We start from the raw sequence: 22,390 nt of genomic DNA on the forward strand, positions 1-22,390 counted from the left end.
TATGCCCGGCTTCACGAGCCCGGCGGCAGCAGGCGGAAGTCCGGCAGCTCGCGAAGCGCAAGCTCCGGCCCCGCCGGCGAATAGACGACGAAGAGCTGCATGGGCTCCGCGCCGGTATTTTTCGTCGAATGGAAGCGGCTTTCCGGAACATAGACCGTGCAGCCGGGCCCGACCTTCGTCGTGATCGGATTGCCGTTCTCGTCCTCAACCATCTGCTCGCCCTCGCCGGAGATGACGAAGATGATCTCCTCTGCCCCCGGATGATTGTGGCGGGCATGGCCCTCGCCACTCGGCAGGTCGACGACACCACCGGAAAAACGGTTGGCGCCGTTGACCTCCGGCGCCACCGTCAGCGACAGCTTGCCCCAGTCGAAACCGAAGGCGCTCACATCCTTTGGATAGATGAAATACGCGTCCTTTGCCATGAAACGGCCTCCTCCGTGTCCGTCCTCAGACGACCGCGCCGATGGCGAGCGCCTTGAAATCTTCCGTCTGCTTGCGGATCGCCGCCTCTGCCGGCAGGCGCTCCATCGAGCTTGCGCCGTAAAAGCCGTTGCAGCCAGGGCAACGCTCCAGGATGTAGCGCGCATCCTCAGGCATGGAAATCGGGCCGCCGTGGCAGAGCACGATGACGTCGTCGCGCACGGAGCGCGCGGCCTTGGCAATCGCCTTGATCTCATCGACGCAGTCATCGAGCGACTTGCCGGAGGTGGCGCCGATCGTGCCGCCGGTCGTCACCCCCATATGCGCCACGACGATGTCGGCGCCGGCAACCGTCATGTCGATCGCCTCGCTCTCATTGAAGACATAGGGCGTCGTCAGCAGGTCGAGCCCGTGGGCGGTGGCGATCATCTCGACCTCCAGAGCGTAGCCCATGCCCGTCTCCTCGAAACTCTGCCGCATCCGGCCGTCGAAGAGGCCAATTGTGGGGAAGTTCTGCACGCCGGAAAAGCCCATTGCCTTCAGGTCGGCGAGGAAGCGCGGCATCAGCACGAAGGGGTCCGTGCCGTTGACGCCGGCAAGCACCGGCGTCGTTTTCACGACGGGAAGCACCTCGAGCGCCATGTCCTTCACGATCTCGTTGGCATTGCCATAGGCGAGCAGGCCGGCCGCCGAGCCGCGGCCCGCCATGCGGTAGCGCCCCGAATTGTAGATGATGATGAGGTCGATGCCGCCCGCCTCCTCGGCCTTGGCGGAGATGCCCGTGCCGGCGCCTCCGCCGACGATCGGCACCCCGGCTGAGATCATGCCGTGGAATTTTTCGAGGATGGTCTTGCGAGGTATGGCTGGCATTGATGTTGTCTCTCAGGGGTTGGCGATGTCACGATAGGCCGCGACGGCGGCGTCTGCGAATTGCGGGTCGTTGATATGGAGCGGCAGGCGGACGATGCGTCGCGCCGCCGTCGGTTTCACGGTCGCCTCCAGCGCGGCAAAGAGCGCGGCGTCGGCTTGCGGGTCGAAGAATGCACCGCCTTCGATGTCGAGGGCCGAGACGCCCTTCTCGGGAATGAGGAAGCGTACGGGGCCGTGGCAGAGATTGAGCTTCTCGCCGATCCAGCGTCCGGTCTGCGCACATTCGGCGGGCGTCGTGCGCATCAGCGTGACGTTCGGGTTGTGGCGGTAGAAGAGCCGGTCGGCATAGTGCCCCGGCACCGTCTCCGGGGCCCAGAAATTTACCATGTCCAGCGCGCCGACGGAGCCGACATAGGGCAAGCCTGTGCGAGCGATCGCGCCGAAACGGTCCGGGGCGGCAGGCAGGACGCCACCGAAAAGCAAGTCGCAGACCTCGGTGGTCGTGATGTCGAGCACACCGCAGACGAGCCCGCTGTCGGCAAGCTTCTCCATCGTGCGCCCGCCCGTACCGGTGGCGTGGAAGACCAGGCAATCGTAGTCCGCCCTGAGGCGCTCGACCATGGCGGTTACTGCAGGTGTCGTTACCCCAAACATGGTAAGGCCGAGGGCCGGTTTCGACGCCGTCACCTCAGCGGGCCGGCTGGCCATGGCCGTGATCGCCTGGGCCGCATTGTGCAGGATGACCCGGCTCAGCCGGTTCAGGCCCGCCATGTCGGTGACCGAGGGCATCATCACGATGTCGGAAACATCGACATAGGGGGCGACATCGCCGGACGCGAGCGTCGAGACCATGATCTTAGGCAGGCCGAGCCGCAATTGGCGCATGCCTGCGGTGACGATCGAGGTGCCACCGCCTCCGCCGATACCGATGACGCCGGCAATGTCCTGGCGCTCGGCGAGGAAGCGCGAGAAGGCAATGCCCATTGCCTCGACCGCCCTGCCGCGGTCGTCGCAGGCAAGGACGGCTCCAACGCCCTCCGGATGGAAGGCCGCAACCGTCTCGGCATTTATATCGACGGCGGTCGCAGGCTGGCGCGTGCCGACATCGACGCGCACGACACCGCCGCCCGCCGTCTCGACGCAAGCGGCCAGATAGGCAAGCTCCTCGCCCTTCGTGTCGGCCGTTCCGACCACGTAGATGTGCTTCATTTCTCCTCCGCGACTAGGTGGTTTCCCACCCCGCCATATCCCACTCTTACAGCCACTCGATCGGCTCTTGCAAATTTGTGAGACGCGCGTATCATAAAGACATGCATGTCTCACGTCAACAGAACGAAACCGCCAGAACCGCCGAGCGAGGCCCGCGTGCCCGCACGCGGAAACTGATGCTCGAAACGGCAACGCGGCTCATGCAATCCGGCATCACTCCGTCGGTAAGCGAAGTCGCCGAGGCGGCCGAAGTCTCGCGCGCAACCGCCTACCGTTACTTTCCAAGCCAGGCTGCGCTCGTGCATGCCGTGGTGGACGAGGCTCTGGGACCCATACTCGACTGGTCGTCCGACAGTCCCGATGCGCGCACCCGCGTTGCCGACCTGCTGGCGACCGCGATGCCGCGCATTGACGAGTTCGAGGCCACCTTCAAAGCGGCGCTGAAGCTTTCGCTGGACCAGTGGGCGCAGCGCCAGGCCGGCACGCTCGGCAACGAGCCGTTGTTCACGCGCGGCCACCGCGTCGATCTCCTGAAGAGCGTGACCAGGCCCCTGCAGGGCACCGTGCCGCCCGAGGCCCGGGAACGCCTTGCACAGGCACTCTCCCTTGTCTTCGGCGTCGAGGTGCTGATCGTGTTGAAGGATATCTGGGGACTTACCTCCGAAAGCGCACAGTCTGTTGCCGCATGGGCGGCCAAGGCACTCGTTGAAGCTGCGGTACGGGAGGCGGGGAGCGAGGCATGACATTGACAACCCTCCGACCTACAATGAAAACTGGTTCGACCAGTTTAATGAATATCTTTCTGTGTTGTTGTCCGGATCGGCCACCATCAATCAGACTGCCCGACAAGACGACATCCAGAAATGCGAGTTTATCGGTGCGATCTAGAGACTTTGAAGGCGAGTCACGGGCGGAATCTCCGCCGAAAGTTGCTCTTGACGATAATTATATTTGGTACTACCAGATGAAGGAACCAGCATTCAGGCTAGAGATCTGAAACGGGGCAAGGGTCGGGGAGGCCCCACCAGAGCGAACAACCACCCATGAGGATCGGAAAGTCGGATCGGAAGGCCTGCAACGAAGCGGGAAGCGTGCATAAATGGGAGGAAACGTTATGCGCAAAACTATGACCGGTCTGTTGGCCGGTGTCGGCTTGATGTGGGCCTGCGGAACGTCCGCACAAGCCCAGGAACTGACGATCTTCTGGGCCGAGTGGGACCCAGCAAACTACCTTCAGGAGCTCGTGAACGAATACGAGGCTGAAACCGGCGTGAAGGTCACTGTCGAGACCACGCCGTGGGCCGACTTTCAGACCAAGGCCTTCACCGAGTTCAACGCCAAGGGCTCGGCCTACGACATGGTCGTCGGCGACAGCCAGTGGATCGGCGCTGCGTCCGAAGCCGGGCACTATGTCGATCTCACCGACTTCTTCAATAAGCACAAGCTCAAAGAAGTCATGGCGCCGGCAACGGTGAAATACTACGCCGAATATCCCTCGAACTCCGGAAAGTACTGGTCGATCCCGGCTGAAGGCGATGCCGTCGGCTGGTCCTACCGCAAGGACTGGTTCGAGGACCCCAAGGAGAAGGAGGCCTTCAAGGCCAAATACGGCTACGACCTCGCCCCGCCGAAGACATGGGCCGAGATGCGTGACATCGCCGAATTCTTCCACCGTCCGAACGAAAAGCGCTACGGCATCGCGATCTACACCGACAACTCCTATGACGGCCTGGTGATGGGCGTCGAGAACGCGATCTTCTCCTATGGCGGCGAGCTTGGCGATTATCAGAACTACAAGGTCGACGGCATCATCAATTCGGAGAAGAACGTCAAGGCGCTCGAAATGTATCGCGAGCTCTACGGCTTCACGCCTCCCGGCTGGGCCAAGACCTTTTTCGTCGAGAACAACCAGGCGATCACCGAGAATCTGACGGCGATGAGCATGAACTACTTCGCCTTCTTCCCGGCGCTGGTCAACGAGGCGTCCAACCCGAACGCCAAGGTCACCGGCTTCTTCGCCAACCCGGCAGGTCCGGGCGGCGATCAGTTCGCAGCGCTCGGCGGCCAGGGTATCTCGGTCGTTTCATACTCGGACAACCAGGAAGAGGCGATGAAATTCCTGGAATGGTTCATCAAGGACGAGACCCAGAAGCGCTGGGCCGAACTGGGCGGCTACACGGCAAGCGCCAAAGTGCTTGAATCGCCGGAATTCCAGAATGCAACACCCTATAATAAGGCCTTCTACGAGACCATGTTCAAGGTGAAGGACTTCTGGGCGACGCCTGAATATGCCGAACTGCTGATCCAGATGAACCAGCGCATCTATCCCTTCGTCACCGCCGGCGAGGGCACAGCGAAGGAAGCGCTCGACGCGCTTGCTAGGGACTGGAACACGACCTTCAAGAAGTATGGCCGTCACTAGGCGTTGATACAGCACGGGAGGGTGCGTAGCTCCCTCCCGTTTTTCTGCACCCGAGAACCAAAGGACGCATGGCACTTGTTCATGCTCAGGTAATGCGCAACCGGATGCCATCACTGCGTCCAGCGCTGGGCTCTTTGAGGAGGAGCACATTGGCAACCGTCGTCATGACATCCCTGGACGCGAAATCGCGTGCCGCCTCGCGCGGCATGAGCGATATTAGTATCCGCAACCTGTTCATCATCCCGACGATCCTCTTTCTGATCGTCTTCAACATCTTTCCGCTGATCTATTCGCTCGGCTATTCCTTTACCGACTTCCGCGCCTCGTCAAACGCGCGGGCCAATTTCGTCGGCCTTCAGAACTACCGCGAGCTGCTCAACGATACCTTCATCTGGTCGAATTTCGCCATCACCGCAAAGTATGTGATCGTCTCTGTGACAGGGCAGGTGATCGTCGGCTTCGGCACCGCAATGCTGCTCAACCGCGACATTCCGCTGAAGGGTCTGCTCACCACGCTGCTCCTGCTGCCGATGATGCTGTCGATGGCGGTGGTCGGCCTCTTCTGGAAGCTGCTCTACGATCCGTCCTTCGGCATCATCAACTACGCGCTCGGCCTCGGCTCCTTTGAATGGCTGTCGAACCCCGACATGGCGCTCTACGCCGTGGCGATCACCGACATCTGGATGTGGTCGCCCTTCGTGATGCTGCTGTCGCTCGCCGGCCTTTCCGCCGTGCCGAAGCATCTCTACGAGGCGGCGGCTATCGACCGGGCGGGGCCGTTCTACACCTTCTTCCGCATCACGCTGCCGCTGGTGGCGCCGATCCTGATGATCGCGATCATCTTCCGTACCATGGAAGCCTTCAAGACCTTCGACCTCGCCTACATCCTGACGAGCCAACCGACGACCGAGGTGATCTCGATCCGGCTCTACAAGATGGCCTTTCAGGAATGGCAGACAGGGCGCTCCTGCGCGCTCGCCTACATCGTGCTCATCATGGTGCTCGCCATCACCAACATCTACGTCAAGTATCTCAACAAGGTGAAGGAGCGCTGAGATGGCTGCCGTCCAAACCCGCTCCGAACGCGCGCTGAACCGGGTGGCGATCGCCGCCGTGCTGGTCATCACGCTGATCTTCCTGGCGCCGATCTACTGGATCACCTCGACGGCCTTCAAGCCGCGCAACCTCGCCACCACCATTCCGCCGACCGTGCTCTTCGAGCCGGAAATCTCGCCCTTCGTGAAGCTCTTCACCAAGCGCTCGCAACTGCGCGGAGCGCCGACTCCTGAAGAATATGCCGCCGCCCCCTGGTGGGAGCGCATGGTGTTCGACGGGGGCGAGAAGATCGTCCGCTCCGGGCGCGGCGAAATCCAGCCGTCCGGCTATCCGAACCGCTTCATGAACTCGCTGATCGTCGCCATCACGTCCACGGTGCTGGCCGTCGGCATGGGGACCTTCACGGCCTACGGCTTCTCGCGCTTCAAGGTGAAGGGAGAAGCGGACCTTCTCTTCTTTATCCTGTCGACCCGCATGCTGCCGCCCGTCGTCGTCGCCATCCCGATGTTCCTGATGTACCGCGTCGTCGGCCTCAACGACACGCACTGGGGCCTCATCATACTCTACACTGCCTTCAACCTCTCCTTCTCCGTCTGGCTCATGAAGGGCTTCATCGACGAGATCCCGAAGGAATATGAGGAGGCGGCACTCGTCGACGGCTACACCCGCATGCAGGCCTTCTTCAAGATCGTGATCCCGGAAGCCGCGACAGGCATCGCCGCCACCGCCGTCTTCTGCTTCATCACGGCCTGGAACGAATATGCATTCGCGCTGATCATGACGAACCGGCGCGCGCAGACCGCACCGCCCTTCATCCCGAGCCAGGTCGGCTCGGGCCTGCCGGACTGGACGGTGATTGCGGCCGGCACGTTCCTGTTCCTGCTGCCGGTCGCCATCTTCACCTTCCTGCTCAGGAACCATCTCCTGCGCGGCATGAGCTTCGGAGCGATCCGCAAATGACCTTCCGCACCCTCAGCCAGAAATATCTCGAACCCGGTTCGCAGTACCTGATGATCTTCGGCATCATCGCGCTCTGCCAGCCCTGGAACCTGTTTCTCCACCGTTACGGCTTGACGATGACACTCGTCGGGCTGATCGCCTTCATGGTGACGACCAAAATCCCGCGGGACGAGCAACGAGACGAAGGCAGCCATTCATGACGCAGATCGAACTTCGCGGCATCCAGAAATATTTTGGTGCCGTCCAGGTCATCAAGAACCTCAATCTCGCCGTCGCCGACAACGAATTCATCGTGCTGCTCGGACAATCCGGCTGCGGCAAGACGACGACGTTGCGCGCCGTCGCGGGCCTGGAGACCATCGACGAAGGCGACATCCTGATCAACGGCCAGCCGGTGCAGCACATGAAGGCATCGGACCGGGACATCGCCATGGTGTTCCAGTCCTTCTCACTCTATCCGCACATGACGGTCTACGAAAACATCGCCTTTCCGCTGCGCGCGACGCGCATGAGCAAGGGCGACATTGACACGGCGGTGCGCGAGATCGCGCGCGTGCTGCGCATCACCGAGTTTCTCGGCCGCAAGCCCTCGGCGCTTTCGGGCGGCGACATGCAACGCGTGGCGATCGGCCGGGCACTCGTGCGCCGCCCAAAGGCCATGCTGATGGACGAGCCGATCGGCGCGCTTGACGCAAAACTGCGCGAGGAGATGCGCGCCGAAATCAAACGCCTGCATATCAAGCAGGGCTCGACCACCATCTACGTGACCCACGATCAGGTCGAGGCCATGTCGCTCGCCGACCGCATCGTCATCATGCACGAGGGCATTCTCCAGCAGGTCGGAAGCCCGTCCGAGGTCTATGCCTATCCCGCGAACATGTTCGTCGCGCAATTCGTCGGCAGCCCCGTCATGAACATGGCGCAGGCGACCGTCAGCGAAACGGGCGGCCATGCCAGCGTGCAGGTCAGCGGTGGGGCAAAGGGCTTCGAGTTCCCCGCCGCCCTTGCCAACCGCCTCTCGGACGCGAAGGCCGAGAACGGCAAGCTGACGCTCGGCGTCCGGCCAGAGGGGGTACTCATCTCGCGCGAGGCCCGCGAGGGCTTCATGCAAGTCGAGGCGCATATCATCGAACCGCTCGGCTCGCACGACATCGTCGACCTGAAGGTCGGCGACCAGATGATCAGGGCCCGCACCAAGAGCGGATTCGTGCCCGGTCCGGGCGAAGCCGTCTGGGCACGCATCGACCCCGACCAGGCGCATTTCTTCAACACGGCGACCGGCTCGTCGCTCGGGATCAGACTCTGATGGCGCATATCGAACTCAAGGGTATCACCAAGACCTTCGGCAACCACGCGGCGCTGAAAAACCTGAACATCGAAATCGCTGACGGCGAGTTCTTCGTGCTGCTCGGCCAGACCGGTGCCGGCAAGACGACGACGCTGCGCCTGATCGCCGCTCTGGAAAAGCCGACGGCAGGGCAGATCCTCATCGACGGGCAGGACGTCGCCGACTGGGGCGCCGCCGAGCGCGACGTGGCCCTGGTGCTCCAGCAATATTCGCTCTATCCGCGCTATACGGTGCGGGAGAACCTGGAATTTCCACTGAAATCTCCTATCCGCCGCGTCGAACCTGCAGAGATCAAGGAACGCGTCGACCGGGTCGCCAAAACCCTGCGCATCGAGCACCTGCTCGACCGCAAGACGGACCGGCTGTCGGGCGGCGAGATGCAGCGCGTCTCGATCGGCCGAGCCATAGTACGCAAGCCGCGCGTCTTCCTGATGGACGAACCGCTTTCGGCGCTCGACGCCAAACTGCGCGAGGCGCTGCGCACCGAGCTGAAAAACCTGCAGATGAACCTAGGCGCGACCTTCCTGTTCGTCACACACGACCAGATCGAGGCCATGTCGATGGGCGACAAGATCGGCGTGCTGAACAACGGCCATCTCGTGCAGACGGGCACGCCGCATGAAATCTACAACAACCCGGTCAACACCTTCGTCGCCCGCGCGGTCGGCTCGCCGCCGATGAACCTGATCGGCGGCACGCTTGAAGGCGGCGAGGCCGTGGCCACCGAGGGCTACCGGCTGCCGCTCGGCAACGGGCACGGGATTGCGACGGACGGTCGCCCGCTCACCTTCGGCATCCGCCCCGAGGACCTCTTCCTCGACAGCGGTGCGCCGGGGGAAGCACGGGTGCACGACGTGGAGAACCATGGCGTCGAAAAGATCGTGACGCTGCGAACCGGCAACGGGGAGCTGTTGCAGGCAACCGTGCCGGCCCGCACCGAGCTGGAGATCGACGAGTCCGTGCGCTTCTCTTGGAATCCTGAAAAGGTCGTGCTTTTCGACGGCAACAGCGGTATGAGCCTGCGGTACCCGAGCTGACCTGATAGATCCGAGAGATGCCAGCGGCCCGCGTGACACCGCGGGGGTCGGTAGCGTTTCGGATTGTCGCGAGGGGGCTCAGAGCTATGCCGGAAAGCGCCGGCGATAGTGTTCGACCACCTCGGGATTGCGCAGATTGACTGGCAGTTCGCCGTTCATGATGCGCATGGCTTCGCTGGCCGCGCCCGTTCCCATACGCATCATGCTCTCTTCCGTTAGACCGGCGAGATGCGGAGTGACGATGACATTATCGAAGCCGAAATAGGGATGGTCGAGTGGGAGTGGCTGCGTTGCGAAGACGTCGAGCGCGGCTCCGCCGATGCGGCCATCGTGCAGCGCCTGGATCAGCGCCGCGTCATCGATCACCGGGCCGCGCGAGACGTTGACCAGAATGGCATCGGGCTTCATGCGGCCGATGCGCTCGGCATTGAGCAGGCCGGTCGTCTCCGGCGTCAGGGGGCAGCAGAGCACGACGACGTCGGCCGTCGCGACGAGGTCGTCGACCGGCAGGTAGCGCGCACCATGTGGCACGCTTTCAGGCGACCGGCTCGTGGCGACCACCTCCACGCCGAAACCGAACTTCGCGATCCGGAAGATTGCCTTGCCGACATTGCCCATGCCGACGATGCCTATGGTTCGGCCGCCGAGGTCCACAGCCCCGTCCGACTGGCTGCGCCCCGCCGCCCAGCCCTTCTGCCGCAGTTCCCGGTCCATCAGGCGGAAGCGCCGAAGCAGGGCCATCGTCACGAGGAAGACGTGCTCGGCGACCGTCGGCGCATTGACGGCCGGCACGTTGGCGACGAGCACGCCCGCACGGGTCGCCGCATCCATCGGCACCATATCGAGCCCGGCGCCGTGGCGGATCGCAGCGCGAAGCGCCGGCGCATCCCGAAAGAAGGCCGGCGGGATCGGCGCGCGCACGACGATGATGCCCGCGCCCTGCCCTTCTCGAAGCAACGTTTCGGGATCGGCGGCGGACGCGACGCGCAGATCGCCCGCAGCCTCGAGCATGGCCTCGGCCGCTGGATGCAGGGGATGCGTGGAAAAGATGAAGCTCATCGGCCCTCCCAGCCGGTTACGGCTATCCGGCGACCGTCTCGGGCCCGCCGATGAGACCCTTCCAGTAGCTTTCCGCACCCTGGAGGTGCGCGCTCATCAGCGCCTGGGCGAGATTGCCGTCGCGAGCAATAAGCGCCTCGTAGATGCGGATATGTTCCTCATGCGAGCGCCGGCTGCGGGCGATGTCGCCGAAATAGATCGGCAGGCGCTGCTCGCCCATCACGTAGTAGACACTGCACACGCGATAGAAGACGCTATTCTTGGTCGCTCGGACGATCTCCAGATGGAAATCCCGGTCCTCGCGCGCCAGCCCCTCGCCAGCGGCAAGCTTCGCCTCGGACGCGGCGAGGATATCGCGCAGGCGCTGGTAATTCTCTTCCGTGGCCCGCAGGCAGGCGAGTTCCGCGGCCTTGATCTCATGGATCTTGCGAAGCTCCACGGTCTCGTAGATCAGGATCGGATCAAGCGGCACGCCGGCGCGGGCAAAGAGTGCCATGGCCTCGACGCTCGCCTCCGTGGTCGTCAGGTAGATACCGGACTTGGCGCGGCGCTCGACGATGCGCATAGCCTCCAGGATCGCCAGCGCCTCGCGAATTTGGCCGCGGCTGACGGCGAAATGCTCTGCAAGCTCCCGCTCTGAAGGCGTGCGGCCGTTGTCGCTCGAATTCGCGAAAAGATATCCTGCGAGATCGGAGAGTAGGGAGTTTTCTTTCATCGTCACTATCTTTGCGCGTGAGCCTCCAGGACCCGCTGATTGATCGTGAAGCCCAGGCCGGGTTTATCGGGAATCTCTATCATGCCGTCCTTCACCGACACAGTGTCCTCGACGAGATCATGGATCATCGGATTCGCGCCGAGCGAATACTCGATGACGAAGCTTGCCGGGGAAGCCGCGCACAGGTGCAGGCCCGAGAAAAAACAGGGCGCACCGGCCCACAGATGCGGTGCGAAACGGAGGTTGAAGGCGCTGGCGAGCGAACTGATGCGCATCGCCTCCGTGATGCCGCCGCAGAAGGCCGGATCGGGCTGAAATATATCGGCGGCCCGCAGCACCGCGAGATCGCGGAAGGCAAAACGGGTCGCCTCGCTCTCGCCCGCGGCGATCGGCACATTGCCCGCCGCGCGTACCTCCGCCATGCCCGGCTTATCGTCGGCTATCACCGGTTCCTCGAACCAGGCGAGGTCGCAATCCGCCACCATCTGGATGAAGCGCTTCGCCTCGGCGACCGTATAGGTGCCGTGCGCATCGACCATCAGGTCGATGTCGGGGCCGATCGCCTTGCGAGCCGCCCGCACCCGCGACGCCGAGACATGCGGCGCACGGTCCATCGCGCCGACGCGCATTTTGACCGACTTGAAGCCGTCGGCCGCGATATAGGACTGGAGCTGCTCGCCGATCCGGTCCGCGCTCTCCCAACCACCCGAAGCATAGGCAGGCAACCTGTCCGCCTTGCGGCCACCCAAGAGCTTCCAGACGGGGACGCCGAGTGACTTGCCGAGAATGTCCCACAGCGCCATGTCGACCGCGCTGATCGCCGCGACGGATAGACCGCGCCGCGCGATCTCCGGCATGGCGTGACCCGAAATCGCCGCCATCTCGTGGCGTACGCCGTTGTAGAGCATCTCCCATATGGCGGAGATGTCGGCAGGGTCACGGCCAATGAGCTTCGGCCCCACCTCGTGGTTCAGCATATGCACCAGCGTGCCATAGGTGCCTGCGCTGCCGGCGGCATTCTTGCCCTCTCCCCAGCCGACGATGCCGTCATTCGTCTCTATACGCACGATCGCGGCGTCGAAGGACGCCAGTCGGCCGAAGTCGCTACGGTGTTGGCGGCTCGCCGCGATGGGAATCTTCACCCACCAGGCCTCTACGGATTTGATACGCATGTGTCGGATCTCCCGCCCTCACGACCTCGCAGGCCGCGAGAACATATGCCTTTCCGTTCGTCACTTGATCAGCGGCAGGATCGTCTCGGCCGTGATCCGCATCTGATCGTCGTAGAACTTCTCGGTAAGAAGGCTCGAGCCGTGGTCCTGGATGAACTTCAATTGCTCCGGCGGAATATCGACGGGGCTGCGCTCCACCATGTCCGGGTACTTGGCGGCCGGCGTGCGATCGACGGGAGCGACGAACTCGTTCGTCACCGCGCCCTCATAACCGATCTCCTTCAGCGTGCCGATGATCTTCGGCCAGTCGAGCTGGCCGAGGCCGGCGGCGAAGCGATTGTTGTCGGCGACGTGGAAATCGAAGAGGCGCTTCCCGGCCAGCCGGATCGCGTCGTACATGTCCGCCTCCTCGATATTGAGATGGAAGGCATCGAGGCAGACGCCACATTCCGGGCTCACCGCATCGGCCAGCGCCAGCGCCTGAGCGGCGCGGTTGAAGAGATAGGTCTCGAAGCGGTTGAGCGGCTCGATCGCCAGCCGCACCCCCTTCTTCTGCGCGTGGGTGAAGCACTCGCGGGTGGCGTCGACCACCCACTTCCACTCCTCGTCTTCGGTCGCGTCCGGCACTACCTTGCCGACGGTCGCCGGCACAAGCGTGACGATCTCGCCCTCGAGTTCGCTGACCATGGTGATGACGCTCTTGACGTAATCCACCGACTTGGCGCGCTGGCCCTCGTCCTTGGCGGCAAGGTTGCGCTCGCCTAGCGTCAGCGTGACGGCGCCCCAGCAGCGGATGCCGTGTTCCTTGAGCAGCGCGCGCGTTTCCTTCACATCGTACTGTGTCGGCTCGCCCGATATCTCGATGCTCTCGTAGCCGTATTTCTTGATGCGCTTCAGCGTGACGGCGAGCGGTTCCGCCCGCATCCAGTTGTGTGTTGAAAGATGCATGAGGTCCTCCCAGGCTGTTGCGGCTCGCTTAACCGACGGGCGTCGGCCAGTCTCGCCATTTTCGGTAATCTGGTTCGGCCAATTGTCGCTGATTTAAAGATCTAACGCAATTTCTCACCCTCTGCAAGACGCAACGAGGAACGGGGATATATCTTATTATACCGATGTTTAATGTTGAAGTCTGGATTTTTTCGCTAATCCTGCGGACGAGCGATGCCGAGAATTGGCTTGACCGGATATCCAGTTTTGGTATGACCAGATTGCGCTGAATAACACGCAGGGCCGAACGGCCCAGAGGGAGGAGACATGAAGATCGGCATGTGCATGTTCCTGTGGACGACGAGTGTCGGCCGCAAGCACGAGGGATTGTTGCGCGACATCAAGGACACCGGGTTTGATGGCGTCGAGATTCCGATCTTCTCGGGGACGCCCGACGACTACCGTCGGCTGGGGGCCCTGCTCGACCGGATCGGCCTGGAACGGACCGCCGTTTCCGCCATGGGCGACCCCTCGATGAACCTGATCGCCCCCGACGCCACGACCCGCAGACGCGGCATCGACTATATGAAATGGGCAATCGACTGCAGCGATGCGCTCGGCGCCAGGATGCTGAGCGGGCCGCTGCATTCGACGCTCGGCCAATTTTCCGGAAGCGGGCCGAGCGCGGCGGAACTCAAGCGCTCGGTCTCCTCGCAACGCGCGATCGGCGATCATGCAGCAAAGCGCGGCGTCACGATCGGGCTCGAGGCGCTGAACCGCTTTGAGTGTTACCTGTTCAACACGATGGACGCCCTTGCGGCCCATGTCGACGCGGTCGGGCATCCAAATATCCGCGCTATGTACGACACGTTCCACAGCAATATCGAGGAGGCCGATCCCATCGGCGCCTTCACGCGAAACAGGGACCGCATCGTCCATGTCCACATTTCGGAAAACGACCGCGGCGTACCGGGGCGCGGCCACATTCCCTGGGCGGAGACGTTCAGGGCGCTACGCGCGAGTGGCTACGACGGCTGGCTGACAATCGAAGCCTTCGGCCGGGCGCTCAAGGACCTTGCTGCCGCGACAAAGGTCTGGCGCGACTTTTCCGAGACACCTGAAGCGGTCTATCGCGAAGGCCACCGCCATATCCGCGATGGATGGCACGCGGCGGCATGAACGCGGTGCCGCCAATCGATCAGTCCGAATTTCGATCCGGGCGCGACCGCACGGCAGCGTCATTCCACTCTCTCGGGTCGACGTTCGGACGCGAAGGACGGTACATTCTATTTCCAAGTGCGACATGCCCTAGATCCAAAGGCTTCTTTTCCCTAGCCTGCCGCGAAATTCTTGAGCACTTCCCCAGACAAACGATAACGGATCCACTCGTTCATGGGTTCAGCGCCGATTGCTTCATAGACGCGGATTGCTGGCTCGTTCCAGTCGAGTACGCTCCATTCAAACCGACCACAGCCAGTCTCGAGAGCGATCTCAGCCAGTCGTTTGAGCAGAGCCTTGCCCGCGCCCAATCCGCGCGCCGCTGGCGTCACATACAGGTCTTCGAGATAGAGTCCGTTTTTTGCCTGCCAGGTCGAGTAATTGAAGAACCAGATAGCCATGCCAACCGGCCCGCTATCCTGTTCGCAGATCAATGCGTGAGTCACAGAGTTCGTGCCGAAAATCGACTCTTCGATCTTCTCAATGGTAGCGGCGACTTCGTGCTCAGCTTTTTCATAGATCGCGAGCTCGCGAATGAAACCCAAAAGCGTCGCCGCATCTTCACGGACAGCCTCACGTATGGTCAACACGACAGAAAACCCCTTAAATTAACTGGCGCAGGCTATGTGTTTAGACAGGCGCTGATGTCAAGTCGGCGGCATTCATTCCATTCGCCCCCACATCCAGATGCTCGAGAGCAAGCTCAACGGCTAGACGAGCCTTTCACAGGGTCCTGATCGATAGCTAGTGCCATGATGCCGGAGCGCAGCAGCACTCGAGTAACGTCGGTAATTTCGTGCTGATGAACAGGGGGCGATCATTTAAATCGTCAATGGCGGCCGCCACGCCTCGGTTTCCCGCTCCGAGATTGTAAATCGCGGTCGTGTTAGGGTGCCGTGCAAGAGCGGCCTTGAAGACGACTTCCGGCAGCGTTCGTCGCCGCCCTCCAGAATTTCTGGAACGCCAAGGTGCCGGGACGTTCGATCGAGGAAATCTCTGAAGGCGCGCAATCTAGCAGAGTGTGCCTGAATACTGAGATGGTTGCAAAGGACCAATACAGGGCCATCCTTGCGTACAAAGCTGCCCTTGACGTTTGCAACGCACCCGGGTTTGAAGGATTTGACACCACACCTTTATTCCGTCCAATCCCGCCAATCTGCCATCGGAGAGTTTAGCTGGTTTTCGCCGAGGTCGGCGGAGCGGATGCGCTGTGAAGCGGGTTAGCGGCGACGGGTTTGCCAGTTTCTTGATTTAGGTAGTAGGAATACGCTCAACCGGTTCGTCTTCGGTATAGATTGACTCATTGAGAAGCCAACCATGAACAAACTGCCGGTCATCCAGATGCGCCGAAAAGGCAAGACCCAGACGCAACGCATGCTGATTCCAAGCGAGACGATGATTGCCGACGAACTGTGGGCGGCGCCTCCCGGCTGCATATCGGATCTCGCAGCAATCAGGCGAGTGCTTGCGGCCAAGTATGGAGCAGACGCGTGCTGCCCTGTGACGGTGCGACGGCATCTGGTACAAATGAGCCGAAGCGACACCGCCCCGTTCTGGCGGGTGATCGATCCGGATCGACCGTTCGCTCGACGCGTTGTCGGTGGACCGGAACGCATCCGCAAGAAACTGACCGACGAGGGCGATGCAACAGGTGGGCGCTGCGCACTATGACGATCCGTCCCTACCCGGAGGTGGTTTGATTGCGTTGGTTTGCGGCCCACATCTCCACTGCCCAGCTTTTCCACGTCTATCCGCATCCGATGTTTCGAACGGCTTGCGGACCGCGTTTGTGACCGAACAATGCGTGGTGGCGATAGCCGTGTCTGGTCGAGCGCCAAAGCCTAGTCTTTGCGCTGGGGGGTATCAGACCAGTGTTCCTGCAAACCGTTCCGGCCATCGCTCGCGTTGGAAGACTTCCGTTATGAAGTCGATGAACACCCTTGTCTTGGAGGGTAGCAAGGTGCGGTTCGCGTAGTAGATCGAGATCGGGCCAGCATCGGCATACCACGCCGGTATCAATCGGGTAAGCTCGCCACTCTCCAGATGGGCAAGAGCATCCGGCTTGGGGATCATCGCGACCCCAAGGCCGAGAAGTGCGGCAGATCGCATCGCGGCAGGATCGTTGACGACGATCTTCTCTTTCAAGGCCGCAGTTTGCTCATCTCCAGCAACACTCCGCATCTGCCACTGCCGAATGCGACCGGTCCTCCCGGCGGAGCCGGTGCATATCCGGCTGCAAGGTGATCTCAACGAAACGACGATCATAGCAGTTCATCTATCGCTAACTTTCGGCATTTTCAAAACATTGCCACGCCCCGACAGAGCGATACACTATCAGAAAAGTACCGTCGGCGAGGCGTTTCATTCGTGGAAGGCCTTTTGCAATTGCGCAAACGGGGCCGCGGTACCTGTCCTCTCCCAACACACAGGAGGATAGCCCGCCCGCAGTCACGTAACGCGATGGGCTGCGCTTCTGCTAGCTTACAATTTGTTCGGCGACAGCTTCTTCGAGACCAACTGCCGCTTGGGCGGAAAGACCGCGGGCCGCTGCCTGTGAATCGTAAAATTCCTCAAGTGCATAGACTCTTCCCCACCGCAGGGTGAACACGTGGAGACCACGGTTGACGTACGACGCGTCGCCGTTGAGCAGCGTTGCGGTTCCGTCCCACTGGGCAAACACGGTGGTATGCCACGGCCAGCCCTTCACCCAGACATGGTTGACCGTGAGATGGAGAGTGGGCAGGACACGGCCGAGGCGCTCAAACCAGCGGCGCAGGGCTTCTTTGTCGTGGCGCTCGCCACCAAGCGCGTGGGCGCCGGAAACGCGGTGATAGACATGCGGCACGACTGCTTTCACCGCCGCATCCCAGCGATGGTTGTTGACGTGGTCGAAGCTCTGTCGGATCGATTTCTCGACAAAATAACTGTATAGCATTTGGCGTCTCCTCCGGACTTATTCGATGGCGTGATCGAGGGCACCGTGTGGCGAGCCGCGCCGACGCAAGAGCCCGCGGTCGTGCGGTCTGCACGTCGGGTCAACGCATTGTCGCGTCGGCCCGCAGATGCGTGTCAGTCTCGGTCGAGACCGTCACCTGCTTGCCGGACCTTGAGAACGCGTAAAGCGAGTCCTGATGGCCTGGCATGGAAAACGCCACGGAGTCGCCGTCGGCGAGGCCCATGACGACGCGCAGTGGATCGCCCCCGGTCTTCGGCGCGAAGGTGGCGGTGACCTGCAGCAGGTCGCCGTCGACCGGGACGTAGTAGACCACCATGTCGAGGGGTCCCGCGTGCAGGCTGCCGCCTTCGATCGAGTGGCCGATGGTTGCTTCCTCGGCAAAAGCCGTGGTCGCAAGAAACAGCGCGGCCAGGAGCGATGCGCTCAGGGTTTTGCGGATCATCTTATATCTCCCTTTTTAGATTTCGTTCACCCTCTATACAGAACTTAGATTACGATTGCAATCTAAAAAAGGAGATGACGATGCGGGTGAGTCGCAGTCAGGCTGCGGCAAACCGCGAAACCGTGATTAATGTGCGCTCTCTTTAACGAGACATCGGCCGAGATCTTACGACATGGCGCGGGATGGCTTCATGGACCTAGTGCGCATCGGTTTCTGTTCCAACTATCCATCAGTTCAAGCGCATCCTTTTTGGGTGAGAAAAGATGCGTCTTGGAAGACTTATGTGCGGCCCGAGTCGTCTTGCACGCGAGATGCCCTACTCTGCGGCCAGTGCTATCGGCGGATCCAGATGTTCAGTCGTCCCCCCGTGGCTCTCTTCTTTCGTCGGCTTGATCCGGAACCACACCGCGTAGAGGGCTGGGAGGAAGAGAAGTATCATGACGGTGCCTGCAGCCGTTCCGCCAATCAGCGTATAGGCCATCGATCCCCAGAACACCGAATGGGTCAAAGGTATGAAGGCCAGAATCGCTGCAAGCGCGGTCAGGATAACAGGACGTGTCCGCTGCACGGTCGCTTCAATGACAGCGTGGTAGTCATCGAGACCTGCGGCCTGGTTTTCCTTGATCTGCTCTGTCAGGATCAGCGTGTTCCGCATCAGGATACCCGCCAGTCCGATCAAACCAAGAATGGCGTTGAAGCCAAAGGGCTGATTGAACAGAAGCAGCGTCGGGACCACCCCAGCAAGTCCGAGGGGTGCTGTCAACATGACCATCGTCATCGTTGACAGGCTGCGCACCTGGAGGATGATGACGATCAACATGGCCGCGATCATGAGCGGGAAGACCTGGACGAGTGCGACATTGGCCTTGAGCGATTCTTCGATGTTGCCGCCCATCTCAATGCGATATCCCACGGGAAGCGATGCGATGAGCGGTTGAAGCGCCTTCATGACCTGTTGCGAAACCTCCGGGGGTTGCGTCGCCTCGTTGATATCGGAGCGTACCGTGATCACCGGTGTGCGGTCGCGACGTTTCAGTATCGGTTCCTCAAACCGGATCTCGGAATGCCCGATCTGATCAAGTGGTACCTGACGGCCATCCCTGCTCATCAACGAGAAACTACCCAACCTTGAGGGATCAAGCCGGTTGTCACCTGCGCTACGTGCGACAACCGGCACGTTACGGATGTTGTCGCGCACCTGGGTGACATGGATGCCGCTCAGCAGCAATTGCATCTGCTGGGCTGCCTCAGAGGGTGAAAGACCGATCAGATTGAGCCGATCCTGATCGGGGACAAACCGCAGGACAGGGGTGCGGTTGCCCCAATCGCGGTTGGCCTGCCGGACATCAGGCACACCCTTCATGATTGCCAGAGCCTGCTCGGAGATCTTGTAGAGCTCATCCGGATCCGGTCCCATGATCCGAAACTCGACCGGGAACGGCGTGTAGGGCCCGAATACAAGCTGCGTTACGCGCACAGATGCCTCAGGAACAAGCCCTTCCGAAACGGCGGCTCGAAGGCGGTGCTTCAAAGCCTCGCGTGCGTGAGCATCCGGAGTGAGCACAACGACCTTGGCGAATGCAGGGTCGGGCAATTCGGGCGCCATGGCAAAGAAGAAGCGGGGCGCACCCTGCCCTATATAACTGGTGACGATTTTTGCTTCAGGCTGGCTTTGTAACCAGCCTTCGACTTTCTCCACTGCTGCTATCGTGGTTTCGATGCTCGTACCCTCGGGCATGCGAACTTCGACCAATACCTCAGGGCGATCCGATGTCGGGAAGAACTGCTTTTTGACGCCTCCCATCCCAACGACCGAAATAGCCATCGTGATGCCGACTACTGCGCAGGTCATGAATTTATGGCGAACCGCAAACTCGATGAGAGAGCGCAGGCGGCGGTAGTTTGGAGTATCATAGATGGCGTGATGTCCACCCTCGACCGGTTTGATGTCGGGCAACATTTTCACACCCAGATACGGCGTAAAGATCACTGCGACAAACCACGAAACGATCAGCGCGAAGCCCACGACCCAGAAGATGTTGCCGGCGTATTCACCTGCAGTTGATCTTGCGAAGCCAACGGGCATCAGTCCAATGATAGTGACGAGAGTGCCGGACAGCATCGGCGCTGCTGTATGGCTCCAGGCATAAGCGGCCGCCCTGATGCGGTCCATGCCCTCTTCCATCTTCACCACCATCACCTCAATCGCGATGATGGCGTCGTCCACGAGAAGGCCCAGCGCAAGGATCAACGCGCCAAGCGTAATACGATCGAAGAACCGGCCGGTTTCCAGCATAATGAGGAAAACGACCGCAAGCGTCAGCGGAACGGCAAGCGCCACAACAATGCCAACGCGCCAGCCGAGTGCGACCAGGCTTACGAACAGCACGACGCCAAGCGCCATTGCGAACTTGAGCATGAATTCGCCGACCGCCTCGTCGATGTTGACGGCCTGATCGCTGACTTTGGTGAGCGTCATGCCTAGCGGCAAAGTCTGCGCGATGGCAGCGGATCGTGCTTCAAGCGCTTTGCCGAGCTCAAGACCATTCCAGCCCTGTTGCATCACTGCGGCCAGCATGATTGTCGGCTCGCCCTCATGGCGGATGATGTAGGTCGCGGGATCCTCATATCCGCGCCGCACATCCGCTAGATCGGAGAGCTTCAGCGTCCGTCCCGCTGCCACGATCGGCGTATCGGCTACCGCCTGCACGCTGTTGTACGCTCCGTCGAAACGGATGAAGACCTGTGGCCCACGCGTGTCGATCGAGCCGGCGGGCGTGACTGTGTTCTGTCTTTGCAAAGCTGCAGCGATATCCTGGGCCGAAATTCCGAGTGTTGCGAGCTTGGCATAGGAAAATTCGACGAAGATTTGTTCGGGGCGCTCTCCGAGAATGTTGATTTTCTTGACGCCCGGAACGTGCAGAAGATCCTGACGGATGACCTCCGCCTGCCGAACGAGGTCGCGCATCGGCATCCCCTTCGCCTTCAGGGCATAAAGGCCGAAGCTCACGTCGGAATATTCATCATTGACAAAGGGACCAATGACGCCTGGTGGGAGGTTCCGGGCTTCGTCACCGAGCTTCTTGCGCGCCTGATAGAACTCCTCTTCGACGGCGCTTGCCGGCGTGCTGTCCTTCAAAGTCACGGTGAGGAAAGCGTAGCCGGGGCGGGCTGTCGTTTCAACACGATCGTACCAGGTGAGCTCCTGGATGCGCTTCTCAAGAGGCTCAGCGACGAGATCCTGCATTTCACGCGCGGTAGCACCCGGCCAAACTGACGTGACCGTTAGGGTCTTGATGGTGAAGGATGGATCCTCGGCGCGTCCCAGCTTGACGAAGGCGTAGACCCCCGCGGCGGCCAACAGGACGATAAAGAATAGGGTAACGGCGCGTTCGCGAACCGCGATGGCGGAAAGATTGAAGCTCATTTTTTCACCTCTTGCTGCGAGGCAATCCTGACAACCGCACCCTTTTCCAGAAGATGCGCGCCCAGAGCGACAACCTGCTGACCAACCGCGATTCCGGTAACAAACGCCGTCTCCTCGCCGATCCTCTTGATTTCGACCGGGGTGAACTTCACGGTGGAGGTGCCGCTGTCGACAACCCACACACCCGTGCGGTTACCGTCGTCCAGGATGGAGCCTACGGGAACAGCGACCTCCGACTGCCTGTCCGCGTCCAGGATTTTAATCGTCACTGTGGAACCGAGCGGAGCAGAGGCGGCAGCGCCATCGAGAACGTACCGCGCTTCGTAAGTGCGGGTCTGGGGATCGGCAGCATCCGAGATCTGTCGTAGCTGAGCTTTTCCGCTAAGACCGTCGCCTCCGTAGACACTGGCTTCCACTTCGGATCCGACTTGGGGTCGCAAAGTCTCAGGCAGCCAGACGACAGCTTCACGCGGTCCAGCTTGGGCGAGCTGAACCACCGTCTGGCCCGCGGTGACGACTTGTCCGGGATCCCCAAGCGTATTGACGACCGTTCCGTCCGAATCTGCAAACAGGACGGAGTAGGCCGCTGCATTTTCTGCGACCTTGGCGTCGGCTTCAGCCGCGGCAAGCTGAGCTGTAGCCGTGTCAAGGGCCGCTTTCGCCTGTTCATAACGCTGCGGGGTTGCGGCCAATCCATTCTTTACGAGCGCGGCATAGCGTTTCTCATCGGCTTGTGCCTGAATCAGGACAGCTCGCGCTGCAACCACCGTATTGCGCTTGGCTGTAAGGGCAAGTTGAAGATCCGTTTCATCGATGCGCATCAGCGGCTGGCCTTGTTTCACCTGCTGACCCACATCGACCATACGCTGGACGATCTTGCCCGGAACGCGGAATCCGAGATTGCTCTGTGTTCTTGAGGCGACGGTGCCGGTAAACGACCGTTCCGCTGTTCCGGTCTTTTTCGTCTCCGTCACGCTTACCAGGGGTGCAACAGTCCTTGGATCCGCAGCTTCGGCTTTACGTTCAGCCGTTTCGGACACGAGGAAAAAACCTGCCGCCGCCACTGCTGCCGCGAGCCCCCCGACAATCAGGACATGTTTGCGTTTCATTTTAAGCTCTCTTCTTGACCGGTCGCCCGGATGATTTAGA

Annotated in this window: 21 protein-coding genes and 1 pseudogene; 9 read left to right on the forward strand and 13 right to left on the reverse strand. The window is 61.2% G+C overall.

Annotated elements, in window-relative coordinates:
• Nucleotides 1–11: 11 nt before the first annotated feature.
• From ISN39_RS30675 to ISN39_RS30685, 3 genes are read right to left on the reverse strand one after another with little or no spacing between them, the layout of a single operon-like run.
• Nucleotides 12–425: a cupin domain-containing protein gene (locus ISN39_RS30675; RefSeq protein ID WP_074071283.1), complete on the reverse strand. Its 414-nt coding sequence runs from the start codon at nucleotides 423–425 to the stop codon at nucleotides 12–14.
• 25 nt (nucleotides 426–450) lie between these two features.
• The gene (locus ISN39_RS30680) at nucleotides 451–1,293 is read right to left on the reverse strand and encodes a phosphoenolpyruvate hydrolase family protein (protein ID WP_194731674.1); all 843 of its coding nucleotides are present in this window, start codon (nucleotides 1,291–1,293) and stop codon (nucleotides 451–453) included.
• Between the two features lie 12 nt (nucleotides 1,294–1,305).
• Nucleotides 1,306–2,502: a Tm-1-like ATP-binding domain-containing protein gene (locus ISN39_RS30685; RefSeq protein ID WP_194731675.1), complete on the reverse strand. Its 1,197-nt coding sequence runs from the start codon at nucleotides 2,500–2,502 to the stop codon at nucleotides 1,306–1,308.
• A 101-nt stretch (nucleotides 2,503–2,603) separates the two neighbouring features.
• On the opposite strand from ISN39_RS30685, the gene ISN39_RS30690 reads away from it, so the two are divergent.
• The 7 genes from ISN39_RS30690 (at nucleotide 2,604) to ISN39_RS30720 (ending at nucleotide 9,325) form a co-directional block, all read left to right on the forward strand.
• On the forward strand, nucleotides 2,604–3,245 hold the full coding sequence (locus ISN39_RS30690; protein WP_194731676.1) for a TetR/AcrR family transcriptional regulator: 642 nt from the start codon (nucleotides 2,604–2,606) through the stop codon (nucleotides 3,243–3,245).
• Nucleotides 3,246–3,616: 371 nt separating this feature from the next.
• Nucleotides 3,617–4,924, forward strand: a complete 1,308-nt coding sequence (locus ISN39_RS30695; protein ID WP_194731677.1) for a sugar ABC transporter substrate-binding protein — start codon at nucleotides 3,617–3,619, stop codon at nucleotides 4,922–4,924.
• Between the two features lie 149 nt (nucleotides 4,925–5,073).
• Entirely contained in the window at nucleotides 5,074–5,979 is a 906-nt protein-coding gene (locus ISN39_RS30700) for a sugar ABC transporter permease (protein WP_022713860.1), read from the forward strand.
• 1 nt (nucleotide 5,980) lies between these two features.
• Complete coding sequence (locus ISN39_RS30705) at nucleotides 5,981–6,940, forward strand: carbohydrate ABC transporter permease (RefSeq protein WP_022713859.1); 960 nt, start codon at nucleotides 5,981–5,983, stop codon at nucleotides 6,938–6,940.
• On the forward strand, nucleotides 6,937–7,140 hold the full coding sequence (locus ISN39_RS30710; RefSeq protein ID WP_194731678.1) for a hypothetical protein: 204 nt from the start codon (nucleotides 6,937–6,939) through the stop codon (nucleotides 7,138–7,140). The genes ISN39_RS30705 and ISN39_RS30710 overlap by 4 nt, the downstream gene beginning before the upstream one ends.
• Complete coding sequence (locus ISN39_RS30715; RefSeq protein ID WP_194731679.1) at nucleotides 7,137–8,246, forward strand: ABC transporter ATP-binding protein; 1,110 nt, start codon at nucleotides 7,137–7,139, stop codon at nucleotides 8,244–8,246. Before ISN39_RS30710 ends, ISN39_RS30715 begins: the two co-directional genes overlap by 4 nt.
• Nucleotides 8,246–9,325 carry an ABC transporter ATP-binding protein gene (locus tag ISN39_RS30720; RefSeq protein ID WP_194731680.1) on the forward strand — a complete coding sequence of 360 codons (1,080 nt, stop codon included), beginning with the start codon at nucleotides 8,246–8,248 and terminating at the stop codon, nucleotides 9,323–9,325. The genes ISN39_RS30715 and ISN39_RS30720 overlap by 1 nt, the downstream gene beginning before the upstream one ends.
• A gap of 84 nt (nucleotides 9,326–9,409) precedes the next feature.
• On the opposite strand, the gene ISN39_RS30725 is transcribed toward ISN39_RS30720, so the two are convergent.
• From ISN39_RS30725 to ISN39_RS30740, 4 genes are read right to left on the reverse strand one after another with little or no spacing between them, the layout of a single operon-like run.
• A complete protein-coding gene (locus ISN39_RS30725; RefSeq protein ID WP_194731681.1) occupies nucleotides 9,410–10,384 on the reverse strand; it encodes an NAD(P)-dependent oxidoreductase in 975 nt (324 codons plus the stop codon).
• Nucleotides 10,385–10,406: 22 nt separating this feature from the next.
• Nucleotides 10,407–11,099, reverse strand: a complete 693-nt coding sequence (locus tag ISN39_RS30730) for a FadR/GntR family transcriptional regulator (protein ID WP_194731682.1) — start codon at nucleotides 11,097–11,099, stop codon at nucleotides 10,407–10,409.
• A gap of 5 nt (nucleotides 11,100–11,104) precedes the next feature.
• A complete protein-coding gene (locus tag ISN39_RS30735) occupies nucleotides 11,105–12,271 on the reverse strand; it encodes a mandelate racemase/muconate lactonizing enzyme family protein (RefSeq protein ID WP_194731683.1) in 1,167 nt (388 codons plus the stop codon).
• 60 nt (nucleotides 12,272–12,331) lie between these two features.
• The gene (locus ISN39_RS30740) at nucleotides 12,332–13,219 is read right to left on the reverse strand and encodes a sugar phosphate isomerase/epimerase (protein ID WP_194731684.1); all 888 of its coding nucleotides are present in this window, start codon (nucleotides 13,217–13,219) and stop codon (nucleotides 12,332–12,334) included.
• A 306-nt stretch (nucleotides 13,220–13,525) separates the two neighbouring features.
• Between ISN39_RS30740 and ISN39_RS30745 the strand changes: the two genes are divergently transcribed.
• A complete protein-coding gene (locus ISN39_RS30745; RefSeq protein WP_194731685.1) occupies nucleotides 13,526–14,377 on the forward strand; it encodes a sugar phosphate isomerase/epimerase in 852 nt (283 codons plus the stop codon).
• 152 nt (nucleotides 14,378–14,529) lie between these two features.
• Here the strand turns inward: ISN39_RS30745 and ISN39_RS30750 are convergent, their stop codons facing one another.
• Nucleotides 14,530–15,006, reverse strand: coding sequence for a GNAT family N-acetyltransferase (locus ISN39_RS30750; RefSeq protein ID WP_194731686.1), 477 nt, complete (start codon nucleotides 15,004–15,006; stop codon nucleotides 14,530–14,532).
• A 727-nt stretch (nucleotides 15,007–15,733) separates the two neighbouring features.
• On the opposite strand from ISN39_RS30750, the gene ISN39_RS30755 reads away from it, so the two are divergent.
• On the forward strand, nucleotides 15,734–16,087 hold the full coding sequence (locus ISN39_RS30755; protein ID WP_194731687.1) for a hypothetical protein: 354 nt from the start codon (nucleotides 15,734–15,736) through the stop codon (nucleotides 16,085–16,087).
• 192 nt (nucleotides 16,088–16,279) lie between these two features.
• Here ISN39_RS30755 and ISN39_RS30760 read toward each other — a convergent pair.
• The 5 genes and pseudogenes from ISN39_RS30760 to ISN39_RS30780 form a co-directional block, all read right to left on the reverse strand.
• Nucleotides 16,280–16,624: pseudogene (locus ISN39_RS30760) on the reverse strand (LysR substrate-binding domain-containing protein); the annotation flags it as partial.
• Nucleotides 16,625–16,892: 268 nt separating this feature from the next.
• On the reverse strand, nucleotides 16,893–17,351 hold the full coding sequence (locus ISN39_RS30765) for a nuclear transport factor 2 family protein (protein ID WP_194731688.1): 459 nt from the start codon (nucleotides 17,349–17,351) through the stop codon (nucleotides 16,893–16,895).
• Between the two features lie 100 nt (nucleotides 17,352–17,451).
• Nucleotides 17,452–17,814 (reverse strand): hypothetical protein, encoded by a 363-nt coding sequence (locus ISN39_RS30770; protein ID WP_194731689.1) that lies wholly within the window; start codon nucleotides 17,812–17,814, stop codon nucleotides 17,452–17,454.
• 316 nt (nucleotides 17,815–18,130) lie between these two features.
• Complete coding sequence (locus ISN39_RS30775) at nucleotides 18,131–21,241, reverse strand: efflux RND transporter permease subunit (protein ID WP_194731690.1); 3,111 nt, start codon at nucleotides 21,239–21,241, stop codon at nucleotides 18,131–18,133.
• Nucleotides 21,238–22,350: an efflux RND transporter periplasmic adaptor subunit gene (locus tag ISN39_RS30780; RefSeq protein WP_194731691.1), complete on the reverse strand. Its 1,113-nt coding sequence runs from the start codon at nucleotides 22,348–22,350 to the stop codon at nucleotides 21,238–21,240. The genes ISN39_RS30775 and ISN39_RS30780 overlap by 4 nt, the downstream gene beginning before the upstream one ends.
• Nucleotides 22,351–22,390: the final 40 nt, after the last annotated feature.

It is taken from the genome of Rhizobium sp. 007 (genome assembly GCF_015353075.1).
Classification (GTDB): domain Bacteria; phylum Pseudomonadota; class Alphaproteobacteria; order Rhizobiales; family Rhizobiaceae; genus Rhizobium.